11 protein-coding genes are annotated in these 14538 nt (G+C 65.8%); 5 read left to right on the top strand and 6 right to left on the bottom strand.

The window, feature by feature from the left end:
* Positions 1-174: 174 nt before the first annotated feature.
* From mksF to mksB, 3 genes are read right to left on the bottom strand one after another with little or no spacing between them, the layout of a single operon-like run.
* Positions 175-3006: an Mks condensin complex protein MksF gene (gene mksF, locus AB688_RS23930; RefSeq protein ID WP_054892488.1), complete on the bottom strand. Its 2832-nt coding sequence runs from the start codon at positions 3004-3006 to the stop codon at positions 175-177.
* On the bottom strand, positions 3003-3710 hold the full coding sequence (gene mksE / locus AB688_RS23925) for an Mks condensin complex protein MksE (protein ID WP_054892489.1): 708 nt from the start codon (positions 3708-3710) through the stop codon (positions 3003-3005). The genes mksF and mksE overlap by 4 nt, the downstream gene beginning before the upstream one ends.
* Complete coding sequence (gene mksB / locus AB688_RS23920; protein ID WP_054892490.1) at positions 3700-4986, bottom strand: Mks condensin complex protein MksB; 1287 nt, start codon at positions 4984-4986, stop codon at positions 3700-3702. Before mksB ends, mksE begins: the two co-directional genes overlap by 11 nt.
* 268 nt (positions 4987-5254) lie before the next feature.
* On the opposite strand from mksB, the gene AB688_RS23915 reads away from it, so the two are divergent.
* The gene (locus AB688_RS23915) at positions 5255-6049 is read left to right on the top strand and encodes a hypothetical protein (RefSeq protein WP_063546116.1); all 795 of its coding nucleotides are present in this window, start codon (positions 5255-5257) and stop codon (positions 6047-6049) included.
* Positions 6046-6501: a ribosomal protein S18-alanine N-acetyltransferase gene (gene rimI, locus AB688_RS23910; RefSeq protein ID WP_054892492.1), complete on the top strand. Its 456-nt coding sequence runs from the start codon at positions 6046-6048 to the stop codon at positions 6499-6501. The genes AB688_RS23915 and rimI overlap by 4 nt, the downstream gene beginning before the upstream one ends.
* 12 nt (positions 6502-6513) lie before the next feature.
* Here the strand turns inward: rimI and AB688_RS23905 are convergent, their stop codons facing one another.
* Entirely contained in the window at positions 6514-7290 is a 777-nt protein-coding gene (locus AB688_RS23905; RefSeq protein ID WP_063546115.1) for a TatD family hydrolase, read from the bottom strand.
* Between the two features lie 2 nt (positions 7291-7292).
* Complete coding sequence (gene cra, locus AB688_RS23900) at positions 7293-8285, bottom strand: catabolite repressor/activator (RefSeq protein WP_063546114.1); 993 nt, start codon at positions 8283-8285, stop codon at positions 7293-7295.
* 279 nt (positions 8286-8564) lie between these two features.
* Here cra and ptsP point away from each other — a divergent pair, with 279 nt between their 5' ends.
* The 3 genes from ptsP to AB688_RS23885 are packed head-to-tail and all read left to right on the top strand — an operon-like array spanning position 8565 to position 14093.
* Complete coding sequence (ptsP, locus tag AB688_RS23895) at positions 8565-11417, top strand: phosphoenolpyruvate--protein phosphotransferase (protein ID WP_063546113.1); 2853 nt, start codon at positions 8565-8567, stop codon at positions 11415-11417.
* Position 11418: 1 nt separating this feature from the next.
* Positions 11419-12369 (top strand): 1-phosphofructokinase, encoded by a 951-nt coding sequence (gene pfkB / locus AB688_RS23890; RefSeq protein ID WP_063546112.1) that lies wholly within the window; start codon positions 11419-11421, stop codon positions 12367-12369.
* Positions 12366-14093: a PTS fructose transporter subunit EIIBC gene (locus AB688_RS23885; RefSeq protein ID WP_063546111.1), complete on the top strand. Its 1728-nt coding sequence runs from the start codon at positions 12366-12368 to the stop codon at positions 14091-14093. Before pfkB ends, AB688_RS23885 begins: the two co-directional genes overlap by 4 nt.
* A gap of 61 nt (positions 14094-14154) precedes the next feature.
* Here the strand turns inward: AB688_RS23885 and AB688_RS23880 are convergent, their stop codons facing one another.
* On the bottom strand, positions 14155-14370 hold the full coding sequence (locus AB688_RS23880; protein ID WP_054892498.1) for a DUF3820 family protein: 216 nt from the start codon (positions 14368-14370) through the stop codon (positions 14155-14157).
* Positions 14371-14538 lie beyond the last annotated feature (168 nt).

The raw sequence follows: 14538 nt of genomic DNA, 5'->3' as shown, positions 1-14538 counted from the left end.
TGCAAAAGCATTAATTTTCGTTTGGCAGGATGCCAAAACGATAATGGCTGGAGCTTGGCCAAAACGCTAATGCTGGCTCCAAAGCGCTAAAAAAACGCTCGTCTCATGTAAAAACAATAATATTCCGCTGTGATGGCCCCGATCGGGGCCTGGAAAGCCCCGCCCTGATAATTCTCAGGCTGTCGTCTCTACAGCTTGCTCCCGAATCACCGCTGTCTCCACATCCCGGCGGCTGATGTACTTCCAGTCCGCCTCGTCGATGTAGATCCCGTTCGGCCCGCTGCCGCCTTCCAGGTCGATCGCCACGCGCGCCGACACCTGCGGCTTCACGCTCGCCAGAATCGGCACGAAGCCCAGTTGCTGACTGGTCTCCAGCAGCGCCGCCTGGTTGCGTTCGTCGATGTCCGCCGCTTCGTCGAGGTAGTAGGGCAGGCGGATGCGCCCGGCCAGGTCGCGGTCCATCAGGTGCAGCAACAGGTACATGTTGGTCAGCGCCTTGATGGTCATGGTGGTGCCGTTGGATGCGGCGCCGTCGATGTCGGCGTGGATCACCGGCTGGCTGTTGATCTTGGTGATCTCGAAGGCCAGCTCGAACAGGTCTTTCAGGCCCAACTGGTTGTGGTTGGCCGCTACCAGCCGCGCCAGGTACTCCTTGGCCTCTTCGTTCTTGTGATCCTGCTCGGCGCTCTGCGTGAGGTCGAACACCGACAGCGTTTCGCCTTCCTCGTACTGGCCGGCACTGTGGATGATCTGATCGATGTGCTTTAGCGCTTCCTTGTTCGGCGCCAGCACCACGCGGAAGCTCTCCAGGTTGGACACCTGGCGCTTGTTGATCTCGCGGTTGAACAGCGCCAGCTGGTGCTCGAGGCTGTCGTAGTCGCTGCGGATGTTGCGCAGGGTCCGGGCGATGTCGGTGACTGCCGCGCGGCGCGCCTTGGCCAGGGTGAGGGCTTCCTCGGTGCGGTGCGAGTAGGCGTTGATCAGCAGCATCAGGCGACGTTCCATGTCGTCTTCGCTGTCGAACTTGGCCACACCTTTCAGGCGCACCTGGGCATACAGCGCCTCGATCTGGTTGTCGACGCGCTGCAGCGCCTGCCAGCTGTCCTGGTAGTCGTTGAGCAGCGGCAGCAGGTTGTCCATCGAGTCGTCGACCGGCTCCATGAACGGCGTGCCGAACGGCAGGTCGGCCGGCAACAGCTGGCGGCGGCGCAAGGCGTCGTCCAGGGTGCGCTGCTTGGCTTCCATGTCGGCGATCTGGCGGCCGACCAGTTGCAGCTTGGCCGACAACTGCTGGACGCGTTCGGTGAAGGCGTCGCTGGAGCGCTTGAGCTCGTCCTGGGCGGCTTCGAACTGCGCCAGTTGCTCCATTTTCTCTGGCTCTTCGGCGCTCAGGGTCTCGGTGCGGCGGAAGTCCTCAAGGGCCTTCTGCGCATCCAGCACCTGCTGGTACAGCGCCTCGGTCTGGGCCTTGCTCGCGGCGCGGTCCAGGGCCACGGCCTGCTGGGTCTTGAGCTGCTTGAGCTCCTTTTCCAGGCGCTCTTTCTGGTCGCGCAGAGCCGCACGGTCGGCCAGGGCCTGCAGCGCTGGCGGCTCGATGTGCGACAGGTCGATGGACAGGCCCGGCACTTCGAAGCGCTCGCCCTTGAAGCTGTCGAGCACGCCTTCAAGCGTCTTGACCCACAGGTCGCTGTCGTCCAGTTCGATGCCCCGGTCACCCAGCGGCAGGCTGAACAGCGCGCCGTTGAACAGGCGCATCAGGCGGTCGACGTCCTGTTGCGAGAACTCTTCGCGCAGGCGTGCGTAGCTGTTGTTGTCGGCGTGTTCGAGCTGCTGCTTGACCGCCTTGACGCGTTTTTCGAGGTCGCGCACGCGCTCGTCGAGGTCTTCGGCGGAGAACTGGCGCGACTGCGCCAGGGCGCCGGCCAGCTCGTCATGGGCGTCCTTGGCGGCGAGCAGTTGCTGCTCCAGGACCTTGACGTCATCGACCAGGGCGAAGCGGTGCTTGAGCACCGACAGCTCACCGAGCCAGCGCTGGATGCCGGTGATCTCGCGTTCCAGGCGCATCAGCTCCTGGGTGCCGCCACGCTGGTCGTTCTGCAAGCCATCCTGCTCGGCGCGGTAGTGCTCGGCCTGGATCACCAGCTCTTCCTTGCGCGCTACGGCGTAGTCCTGCCAGGTGCCGAGCAGGCTGTCGAGCAGGGGGGAGAGGCGGTGCAGCTTGCCGCGCAGGATGTCGCGCTGGGCCACGCCGCCGGCAAGTGCTTCGACCAGCGGGCCGGCAGCGACCAGGGCGTTGTAGTCCTGCTCCATGCGGCGCACGTCGCGGAAGGCTTCTTCACAAGCCGCGATGTAGTCGACGCTGCCCGAGCGCAGGCTGTGCTCGAAGGCATCCAGGAACAGCTGCTTGAGCTTGGCGGCAGTGATCTCGCGCATGTGCAGCAAGTTGATGAACAGCGCGCGGAAGGTCTTCAGGCTCTGCTCGCTGGTCGAGCGCAGCGGGATCAGGGTGAGGTCCAGCGGCACCGAGGTGTGGCCGCCGACCAGCAGCCGGCGCAGTTCGTCCGGCTTGAGTTCGTACGCCTTGAGGCCGTTGCGCTCGAGGTTGGTGAACAGCTCTTTCTGGCGCAGGCAGGTGTCGTCTTTCTGGTAGTGAGCCAGGTCCAGCTCACCCTGGTAGGCGAAGAACTGGTGGCCGAAGCCGCCGCCCGGGCCGCGCCCGACCACGCCGATCACGTGCGGGCCGTGGGGCAGGTTCAGTTCGCAGAGGATGTAGCTGGTGTCGCTGGCGAAGTAGAAGCGCCGCGATTGCTCCAGGCTGTACTTGCCGAAGCTCATGTCCGACATGCGCGCCAGGATCGGGAATTGCAGGGCGTTGATCGATGCCGATTTACCCAGGTTGTTCGCGCCATAGACCGAGAGCGGATGTTCCAGCGGGAACAGGCCGAGGCTGTAGCCGGCGGTGTTGAGCAGTGCGAAGCGGCGAATGCCGTAGCGTTCCTGGCTCATGCGTCAATCTCCTGTTGCTCTTCGCGGATGGCCCGGGCCAGGGCGTCCTCTTCGCTCTCTTCGCCCTCGAAGGGGGTGAGGTCGAGCGGATCGTCGGTGCGGTTGAGTTGTTCCGGGGTTTCTTCCTCGACCAGCACCGGGACCGGCAGCGGCAGGTCGCTGTGCAGGGTGGCGGCCAGGTCGCGGTCCTGCTGGACCGACAGGCACACATCGAGGAAGCGGTGCATCGGCGGCAGGAAGCGGTAGATGCCGCCTTCTTCGTGGGCGAAGCCCAGCTGGGTCATGCGGCGCAGGATCTTCTCTTCGAGCTCCTCGACCGTCTGCACTTCGGCTTGCAGGAACAGGTCGCGGTATTTCTCCAGCAGCGAGGGCAACTCGTCGCGGCCGATGCTGCCGCCGTCGAGCACGGCCATCGGATCGCGGCCCTGGTCGGCCAGGTGCTCGACCAGGATGAAGGTGAACAGCGACAGGCGCTGGGCGGTCTTGTTGACCTGCGCGGCGGCCTGTTCGGGGACGAAGTAGTAGAAGCCACGGGTGTCGCAGACCAACTCGAAACCGAGCGCCTTGAACAGGGTGCGGTACTGGTCCTGGAAGTTCGACAGTTGGGCGTACAGTTCCGGGTCGCGGCGGCTGACGTGGAAGCCCTTGAACAGCTCGCGGAAGATCGGCGCGAGCTGGGACAGTTCGGAAAGATCAAGATGCATTGGCTGGGCTCGCGGTGGATTCGGTGGCTGCCGGTTGTTGTTCGCGGCTGGATGTCAGGGCGAAGGAACGCAGGCTGACCAGGTGTTCGCGGGTGGTGTAGTCCTGGCGTTGCAGGCGCTCGCGGCTGAAGCGCTTCTCGCGCGAGAGGCGCGAGAACCAGTACAGCAACTCGTCGGTGGCGCCTTCGGGTTCCTGCTCCAGCAGCCAGACCATCAGGTCGGGCAGCGGGAGGGCGTCTTCGCAGCGCTCGAGCATTTCCTTGACCGTACGCGGCGCACGTGGCAGCGGGCCCTTGTGGGTCTTGTGCGCCTTGGGGAAGCGCGCAGGCTTGGGCTCGAAGCGGGCCAGGGCATAGACATAGGCCTCGACCTGGCTGGCGCTGCCGAGGAAGGTGCTTTGCGGACGGGTGAACATCGGCATGGCCGCTTGCGGTACGGCATCGATGCCTTTCTTGCGGATCACCGACAGCGCCAGTGCCGCGCCGCGGGTGACGGCGTTATGCCGGCGCGCTTCCTCGCGCAGCGGCAGCAGCAGCTCGCGGGCGTGGCGCAGGGTGAGCTGGGCGCTGGTCTGCATCTCGAGGATGCGCGCGTGGGTGCGCAGCAGCATGTCGTCATCGACCAAGTGGCCGAGGCGCGCCTGCTCGCCCAACAGGCGCAGCAGCACGGTCTCGACCTTGCGTACGCCCTGCTCGAAGGCACCATCGGCGTTGACCAGCTGGATCATCGGCTCGACGTATTCGTCCCAGGTCGCCAGCACTTCGGCGTAACGCTGGCGCAGCGGGATCTGGCGGTTGCTGGTCTTGGCCCGTTCGGCCACCGCGACCAGCGCCTGTTCGTCGTTGTCGAGCTTCTTCAACACATCGCGCACGCGCATGTCGAGCAGGCGCAGTTGGCGCGCCAGGTCGTCGCTGTCGCGGTTGTCGAAGGCGTCCTGGATGTGCCCGGCCAGGCGCTCGAGGTGGCGCAGGTAGGCTTCGATCTCCAGGCACAGGCCCAGGCGGTGCTCGCGACGCAGGTAGGCGAGGAAGTCGTGGATCTGCGCGTTGAGCTCGAAGCGGTTCGGGCTCTTGGCCACCGGGACCAGGATATCCAGGCGAATCCACACGTCGAGCAGCTGGGTGATGTCCTGCGGCGTGCTCTCTACCTGCTGGCGGGCCAGTTGCTGACGCAGCTCGACCAGGCTCAGGGTGCCCTGGTCGAAGCGCTCGCACAGCGGCTCGATCAGGGCCCAGTGTTCGGCTAGGGCGCGCAGGACGCGCTTGGGTTCGATCATTGGCGGGTCGACTCTTGCCAAATAAAAGGGGCGATTGTACTGCATACGGGGGGGAGGATTTCACCCCTTGGTCCGGGATTTGCGTTGATCTGTGCCAGCCTCTTCGCGGGCTTATCACCGTCGGTGGGGCTGGCGCTGTACCTGTGGGAGCGGGCTTGCCCCGCGATAGGGTCGGCACAGGCGATAAATTTCCGCCAGCCTGTTGCGGCACGCCGCCGCCAACAGCGTTAGAATGCCCGACTGAACCAAGCCCCCGGATACCCGAGCCTTGCTGACCGAACCCCGCCGCCGCGCCTACCTTTCCGCCATGCAAGTGGTGCACTGGCTGCCGCGTGCCGAACTGCCGTTCGCCGCGCCTTCGCGCCCCGAGCTGCTGTTGCCGCTGGCGCCGGTCGAGGATCTGGATGTCGAGGCGCAGCCGGTGCGCCAGGCGCCTGCGCAAGGCGAAGCCGCGCCGACCCATGCCCGCTCCGGCGAACGCCCGAAAATCGAGATCCCACGCCCCGGCAGCACGCCCAAGCCCGTTGCCAAGCCGGTCGAGCGCGAAGAGGAAGCCCCCAAGGCCGCACGTCCGGCGCCTGTGCCGCCGCCGCGTTTCGCCCTGCAGCTGCTGCGTGCCGGCACGTGCCTGTTGCTGGTGGAACTCGCCACCGGCCAGCCGTTCCAGAGCCGCGACCCTTCTTACCTGTTGCTCAAGGACATGCTGCGCGCCGCCGGCCTGCCGGACGCGCCGCAGATCATCGGCGAGCCGGTGCGCTGGCCGCTGTTCGTGCGCGGCAACATGGAGCAGGGGCCGGAGGCTGCGCGTGATTTCGTCCAGGGTTTCATCCAGGCCCGCCTCGAAGAGGTCCCCTGCACCTGCTTGTGGCTGATCGGCCTGCCAGCGGTGCGTTTTGCCGGCGACGCCGATGCCCAGGCCTACTACCAAGCACTGAAGATCGATGGCCTGGGCGACGTCTGGGCGTTGCCGGGTCTTGAACTGTTGATGGACGAGCCGCAACGCAAGGCGGACGTCTGGAAAGCGATGCGCCAGCTGATGGCGCGCTGGAAGAGCGTTGAATGAGTGACTCGATCAGTTTCCGCCCGATGACCGAGGCGGATCTGGATAGCGTGCTGAAGATCGAATATGCCGCCTTCAGCCACCCCTGGACCCGCGGGATCTTCCAGGATGCGCTCAAGTCCTACGAAGTGTGGCTGATGTTCGACGGCCAGCAACAGGTCGGGCATGGCGTGATCAACGTGATCATCGACGAAGCGCACCTGCTCAACATCACGGTCAAGCCAGAAAACCAGGGGCGCGGCCTGGGTTTGCGGCTGCTCGAACACCTGATGGCGCGAGCCTGGCAGCTCAATGGGCGCGAATGTTTCCTGGAAGTACGTGCCAGCAACCAGTCGGCCTATCGTTTGTACGAACGCTACGGATTCAACGAAATCGGTCGGCGTCGGGATTACTACCCGGCCGCTGGCGGACGTGAAGACGCCCTGGTGATGGCCTGCACCCTGTTCGAAGAGTGACCGCCTGCCAAGCTACCAGCCGAACAGCTCACAAGCGTTGCGCGTACTGGCCGCGGCCAGCGAAACGTACTCCACGCCCATGACCTCGGCCAGCGCTCGGGCGATATCGGGCAGATGTTCGGGGCTGTTGCGCGCATTGGGGTGCATCACCGGCGGCATGTCTGGCGCGTCGGTTTCCAGTACCACGCTCTCCAGTGGCAAGCGCGGCAAGGTCTTGCGCAGGCGCAAGGCTTGCGGCCAGGTGGCGGCGCCACCCAGGCCCAATTTGAATCCGAGCTTGATGTATTCGCGTGCTTCTTCGTAGCTGCCGGCGAAGGCGTGGATGATGCCTGCGCGTACGGGCTTGTAGCGCTTGAGCGTGGCGATCACCTGGGCATGGCTGCGGCGTACGTGCAGCAGCGCAGGCAATTCGAAGTCGCAGGCCATCTGCAATTGCGCTTCGAACAAGGCCTGCTGGCGTGCCTTGTCGAGCTCGGGCAGGTAATAGTCCAGGCCGAACTCGCCGACCGCGCACAGGCGCGGGTCGCCCCGCAGGCGTTCGAGCCACCCGCGCAGTTGCGCCAGGTGTTCGGGCTGATGCTGCTCGAGGTACACCGGGTGCAGGCCGAGGGCGGCCGGCAGGCGTGTGTCGCTGCAGGCCAGGTCCCAGACTCGCTGCCAGTTGCCCTGATCCACCCCCAGTACCACCATGCGCTCGACCCCCAGCGCCGCGGCGTTGCCCAGGAGGCGCTCGCGGTCGGCGTCGAAGTCGGGGAAATCCAGATGGGTGTGGGTGTCGATCAGGCGCATGTTCAGGCCGAGATGCGCTGCTTGAAGGTTCGCGCCACGGCGTGTACGCCGGGGGCGTAGGTCTTCTGCTCAATGGCGGCCAGGGCCAGTTCCAGCGCGGTGGCGGCGATCTGGCCGTGCTGTTGGGCCATGGCGTTGACTGGCAGCGGCAGGAAATCGAGCAACTGGTTGTCGCCGAAGGTGCCCAGTTGCAGCTCGCGTGGCTCGCTGGCACGGGCTTGCAGGGCATCGAAGACGCCTTGCAGCAACACATAGGAGGTCGTCACCAGGGCATCGGGCAGGTCGCCGAGCTCGTCGATCAGCGTTTCCATCAGGCGCTGGCCACAGGCGCGGCTGAAGGCGTCGCCTTCGTAACGGCGAACTTCGCCATCAAAACGCTGCAGGGCCTCGTCGAATCCTCCGGCGCGTGCCTGGCTGACCGACAGCTCCGGACGCGCACCGATCAGGGCGATGCTGCGAGGCTTGCTGCCCAGCAGGCTTTCGGTGAGTTGGCGGCTGGCCTCGCGGTCGTCGCTGATCACCGAGCAGAAGTGCGCGGGGTCGAGGCGACGGTCAATGGCAATCACTGGCAGGCCCTTGCTCTGCATTTCGCGATAGCTGTCATCTTCCGGCGGCAGGCAACTGGCGACGAACAACGCATCGCAGCGGCGAGCGCGGAACAACTGCTGCAGCTGGCGTTCGCTTTCGGGCTGGTCATCGCTGCTGGCGATCAGCAACTGGTAGCCACGGGCTCGCGCGCCTTGTTCGAGCTGCTTGGCGATGCGTGCGTAGCTGGGGTTTTCCAGGTCCGGGAGGATGAAGCCGAGGGTGCGTGTGTGCCGGCTGCGCAGGCCGGCCGCCTGGGGGTTGGGCGTGAAGTCGTGGGCCTCGACCACCGCGCGCACCCGCTCGACGGTGGCGCTGCTGATGCGCTGCTGTTCGGCCTTGCCATTGATGACGTAGCTGGCAGTGGTCACGGAAACACCGGCCAGACGTGCGATATCGCTGAGTTTCACCGCATTTTCCTTGTTATTACCGGGGCGGCCAGGGGCGCCTGATCGGGTAGTCTTACTCAGAATTGTGTCCAAGTGCAGGCGACCATTGTCGCAATTGTTCCGACAAACTGGGGCTTTTTCCTACGCAGATTATCGAGTAACGTGGCCGCCTGGTCAGATTAAACGTTTCAGCATCCGATTGAACGGGAACTGCCCCTGAGCCCGCGGGTGAAAAAACGCGTTGAATCCCACAACAATAACCTCAGTCCCGAACGACGGGTACTGCAAAAGGAGAAGGTCATGCTCGAGCTCGCGAGAGAGCAGATAGCCATGGGCCAGGTTGCCAGCGATAAAGCGGCGGCATTGCGCTTGCTGGCCGATCGGCTGGTCAGCGACGGTCTGGTCGCCGAGGGTTACCTACAGGGCCTTGAGGCGCGCGAGGCGCAGGGCTCGACCTTTCTCGGCCAAGGCATCGCCATCCCCCACGGTACCCCGCAGACCCGCGACCTGGTGTTTGCCACCGGTGTTCGCCTGTTGCAGTTTCCCGAAGGGGTGGACTGGGGCGACGGGCATATCGTCTACCTGGCGATCGGCATCGCCGCACGCTCTGACGAACACCTGCGCCTGTTGCAACTGCTGACGCGCGCCCTGGGTGAAACCGACCTGGCCGAGGCGCTGCGCCGCGCCAGCTCCGCCGACGCACTGCTCAAGCTGTTGCAGGGGGCGCCGCGCGAGCTGGCGCTGGATGCACAACTGATCGGTCTGAACCTGCCCGCCGAAGACTTCGCTGAACTGGCCTGGCGCGGTGCGCGCCTGCTGCAGCGTGGCGGCTGTGTGGACAGTGGTTTCGCAGCGCTGTTGCAGCAGGCCGAGCCACTTCCGCTGGGAGAGGGGCTGTGGTGGTTGCACAGCGAGCGCGAGGTGCTGCAGCCGGGCCTGGCGTTCGTGACCCCGCAGCAGCCCCTGCGGCATCGCGATCAGCCCTTGAACGGTCTGTTCTGCCTGGCCAGTCTTGGTGCTGCGCATCAGGCCTTGCTCGAGCGTCTTTGTCAGGTGCTGATCGAAGGGCGTGGGCAGACCCTCTACCAGGCCACCAGCAGTCGCGATGTGTTGCAGGTGCTGGGCGGCGAGGCGCCGCCCGACTGGCCCAGCGTGCGCGTGATACTGGCCAACCCCCATGGCCTGCATGCCCGCCCGGCGAAGGTGCTGGCGCAACTGGCCAAGGGCTTCGAGGGTGAAATCCGCATCCGCCTGACCGACAGCGGCCATCCCGGCGTGTCGGTGAAAAGCCTGAGCCGCCTGCTGTCACTAGGGGCCCGGCGTGGGCAGGAACTGGAGCTTATCGCCGAGCCGGCCATCGCCAGTGATGCCCTGCCGGTGTTGCTGGAAGCCATCGAACAGGGCCTGGGCGAGGACGTCGAACCGTTGCCAGCGCTTGCCCAGCCGGTCGCCGAGGTGGTGCGCGAAACCGTGCAAGCGCCGCTGCCCGGTAGCCAGGTCCAGGGCGTCGGTGCAGCGCCAGGCATCGCCAGCGGGCCGGCCCATGTAAGGATTGAGCGCCAGTTCGATTATCCGCTGCGCGGCGAATCCTGCGCCCAGGAGCGTGCCAGGCTGCGCGCTGCCCTGGCGGCGGTCGATGCCGAGCTGCAGACACTGGTGCAGCGCAGCGACAAGGCCATCGGTGAGATCTTCATCACACACCAGGAGATGCTCGCCGACCCGGCACTGGGCGATGAGGTGGATCTGCGCCTGGCCCAGGGCGAAAGTGCCGCAGCGGCGTGGATGGCGGTGATCGAGGCGGCCGCCAGCCAGCAGGAGGCGCTGCGCGATGCGTTGCTCGCCGAACGTGCCGCCGACCTGCGCGACATTGGCCGAAGGGTGCTGGCGCAGCTGTGTGGCGTCGCCGAGCAGGCCGAGCCGCAACAGCCCTATGTGCTGGTGATGGCTGAAGTCGGGCCGTCCGATGTGGCGCGTCTCGACCCGGCGCGGGTTGCTGGCATCGTGACCGCGCAAGGAGGGGCCACCGCACACAGTGCCATCGTCGCCCGTGCCCTGGGCATTCCGGCGGTCGTCGGTGTCGGGGCGGCGATCCTGCGGGTGGAGGCGGGCACGCCGCTGTTGCTTGACGGCCAGCGCGGCAAGGTCAGCGTTGCGCCAGCTGCCGATGAGCTGCAGCGTGCGTTGGCCGAACGCGATCAGCGTGAGCAGCGTCTGCAGGCCGCCTGGGCGAATCGCCATGAGCCGGCCGTGACCCGCGATGGCCATGCCGTCGAAGTCTTCGCCAACATCGGTGACAGCAGTGGCATCGACAAGGTGGTGGAGCTTGGCGCCGAAGGTGTCGGCCTGTTGCGCACCGAACTGATCTTCATGGCCCATCCGCAACTGCCGGATGTCGCCACCCAAGAAGCGGAGTATCGCCGCGTGCTCGATGGCCTGCAGGGGCGCCCGCTGGTGGTGCGCACCCTCGATGTGGGCGGTGACAAACCCTTGCCCTACTGGCCGATCGCCGACGAAGACAACCCTTTCCTCGGCGTACGTGGCGTGCGCCTGACCCTGCAGCGTCCGCAGGTCATGGAGGAGCAGTTGCGCGCCTTGCTGCGGGCGGCCGACGACCGGCCACTGCGGATCATGTTCCCGATGGTCGGCCAGATGCACGAGTGGCGCGCGGCCAAGGCCATGGTCGAGCGGCTGCGTGAGGAGATCCCGGTCAATGACCTGCAGGTGGGGATCATGGTCGAGGTGCCGTCGGCTGCGCTGCTGGCCCCGCAACTGGCCCGGGAGGTGGACTTCTTCAGCATCGGTACCAACGACCTGACCCAGTACGCCCTGGCCATCGACCGTGGCCATCCGAGCCTGTCGGCCCAGGCCGATGGTCTGCACCCGGCAGTGCTGCAACTGATCGACATGACCGTGCGCGCCGCCCATGCCGAAGGCAAGTGGGTGGGCGTGTGCGGTGAGCTGGCGGCCGATCCGCAGGCTGTGCCAGTGCTGCTGGGGCTGGCGGTGGACGAACTGAGCGTCGCGGCGCGCAGTGTCGCCGAAGTCAAGGCCCTGGTGCGCCAGGCCGATTACTCGACGGCCCGCGCCCTGGCGCGCGAGGCCCTGCAACAGGACAGCGCCGAGGCGGTACGGGCGCTGGTGGAGCGTGACTGAAATGGCCAAGATTCTCACCCTGACCCTCAACCCTGCGATCGACCTCACGGTCACCCTCGAGCAGCTGCGCGCAGGCGAGGTCAATCGCACTCATGAACAGTGCAGCCACGCCGCCGGCAAGGGCCTGAACGTTGCCCAGGTGCTGGCTGACCTTGGGCATCAGGTGACGGTCAGCGGTTTTCTGGGGCGCGATAACCTGCAACCTTTCGAAGCGCTGATTGCTCGTCGCGGCTTCGACGACGGGTTCGTTCGCGTGCCAGGCGAAACCCGCACCAACATCAAGCTGGTCGAGGCCGATGGCCGGGTCACCGATGTCAATGGCCTGGGCCCTCAGGTCGACGACGCGGCCCAGGCCGAGTTGCTCGAGTACCTGGCGCAACGGGCGGCTGGGCATGAGGTGGTGGTGGTGGCGGGCAGCTTGCCACGTGGCGTCAGCGCGCAGTGGTTCTGCCAGTTGCTGGGCCAGTTGGTCGCCCAGGGCCTGAAGGTGGCGTTGGACACCAGCGGCGAGGCTTTACGCGCCGGTCTGCAAAGTACGCCCTGGTTGGTCAAGCCCAATACCGATGAGCTCGGCGAGCTGTTCGGCATCACCGTGCAGGCTTTTGCCGAGCAGCGTGATGCCGCCCGGCGCCTGCTCGACGGCGGCGTCACCCACGTGGTGGTGTCCCAGGGCGAGCACGGGGTCAACTGGTTCGCCGCTGACCTGGCCCTGCATGCCCAGCCGCCCAAGGTGAGCATCGCCAGTACCGTGGGCGCGGGCGACTCGCTGGTGGCGGGCATGGTTCATGGCCTGCTGCAGGCCGAGAGTACCGGGCAGACCTTGCGCCGCGCCACTGCCATCGCCGCCCAGGCGGTGACTCAGGTGGGCTTCGGCATCGACGACCGCGAACAGCTGTCGCGCCTTGAAGCTGCCGTGCAACTGACAGAACAACAACAAGAGGCTCGCCGATGAACATTGCGATCGTCACCGCCTGCCCGAATGGCCAGGTGTCGAGTGTATTGAGTGCACGCTTGCTGGCCGCCGCGGCCCAACGTCGGGGCTGGAGTACCAGTGTCGAGGTCTGGGATGCCGAACACCCCGAGCGGCGCCTGAGCCCTGCGCAGATCGCCGAGGCCGACTGGGTGCTGGTGGTCAGTACCGGTTCGGTGGACCTGAGCCGTTTCGTCGGCAAGCCTGTGTACCAAAGCACCCCCGCCCAGGCGCTGGCTGATCGCGAAGGTTTCCTCGATGAAGCCGCGGCCAACGCCAAGGTGCTCGAGGCGAGCGTCGCCGAGGTGCCCGGTCGCAGCGCTGCGCCGCGTATCGTGGCGGTCACCGCCTGCCCGACCGGTGTGGCCCATACCTTCATGGCGGCCGAAGCCCTGCAGCAGGCCGCCCGGGAGCTGGGCTACGGTTTCAATGTCGAAACCCAGGGCTCGGTGGGCGCCCGCAACCCATTGTCGGCCGATGCCATTGCCCAGGCGGACGTGGTGCTGCTGGCTGCCGACATCGAGGTGCCGACGGCACGCTTTGCGGGCAAGCGCATCTATCGATGCGGCACCGGCATCGCCCTCAAGCAGGCGCGGGCGACCCTCGACAAAGCGCTGGCCGACGGCAAGCAGGAAAGCGCCGGAGGCACGGCCGATACACCCGCGAAAAGTGAAAAGGCCGGGGTCTACAAGCACCTGTTGACCGGTGTGTCGTTCATGCTGCCGATGGTGGTGGCGGGCGGGCTGCTGATCGCCCTGTCGTTCGTCTTCGGCATCGAGGCGTTCAAGGAGCCAGGCACCTTGCCTGCGGCCTTGATGCAGATCGGTGGCGAGGCGGCATTCAAACTGATGGTGCCGATGCTGGCGGGGTATATCGCCTGGTCCATCGCCGACCGTCCGGGCCTGGCCCCAGGCATGATCGGTGGCCTGCTGGCCAGCACCCTGGGTGCGGGGTTCATTGGCGGTATCGTCGCGGGCTTTCTTGCCGGCTACAGCGCCAAGGCCATCAGCCGCTGGGCGCGTCTGCCCGCCAGCCTCGAAGCGCTCAAGCCGATCCTGATCATTCCGCTGCTGGCCAGCCTGTTCACCGGGCTGGTGATGATCTACGTGGTCGGTCATCCGGTGGCGGCCATGCTCGAGGGGCTCACGCGCTTTCTCGACAGCATGGGTACCACCAACGCGATCCTGCTCGGATTGCTGTTGGGTGGGATGATGTGCATCGACCTTGGCGGGCCGATCAACAAGGCGGCCTATGCCTTCTCGGTGGGCTTGCTGGCCTCGTCGAGCTACGCGCCGATGGCGGCGACCATGGCCGCTGGCATGGTGCCGCCGATCGGCCTGGGAATCGCGACCTTCCTGGCCCGGCGCAAGTTCGCCCAGAGCGAGCGCGAGGCTGGCAAGGCGGCATTGGTACTGGGGCTTTGCTTCATCTCCGAAGGCGCGATTCCCTTTGCTGCGAAGGACCCGTTGCGGGTGATTCCGGCGAGCATCGCCGGCGGTGCGCTGACCGGGGCGCTGTCGATGTATTTCGGCTGCAAGCTGATGGCGCCGCACGGTGGCCTGTTCGTGCTGCTGATCCCCAACGCGATCAACCATGCGCTGCTGTACCTGCTGGCGATCCTTGCCGGAAGCCTGGTGACGGCGGTGGTGTACGCGCTGATCAAGAAGGCTGAGCGGGTGGAGATGGTGGTGGCCCCGGCCAAGTGATCGCCCTGGGGGCAATGGTGGAGGCTTCGCAGGCGTGCCCGCGAGGCCTCCACCACCGATCTCAACGTTTGTGCCGCAAGGGCACCAGCAACTCCCCCAGACCGTTGTGATCGATCTCATGCATCAATGCCAGCAACCCGCCCAGCTCTCCGGGCGGAAAGCCCTTGCGCGCGAACCAGGCCAGGTAGTCGCCCGGCAGATCGGCGATGATCCGGCCTTGGTATTTGCCGAAGGGCATGGTCCGTGTGACCAGCAGTTGCAGGGATTCGGGTTTCATTCGGTGAACCTGGTGCGCTGAAAACGCCGACCATACAGCAATCGCTGCGCGCATCCACCCTGCAATCTGCACGAGCGCGCAAGCGGCAATCATGCAGAACACCGCTTCCCTGCCGTTGCGCTTAAAAAATAACTATATGATTTTTATGGATTTTTCATATTTTCCAGG

Origin of the sequence: Pseudomonas putida (assembly GCF_001636055.1) — a bacterium.
Taxonomy (GTDB): Bacteria; Pseudomonadota; Gammaproteobacteria; order Pseudomonadales; family Pseudomonadaceae; genus Aquipseudomonas; species Aquipseudomonas machongensis.
The sequence above is the reverse complement of the archived record's forward strand: the minus strand, read 5'-3'. Positions and strand labels throughout refer to the sequence as shown.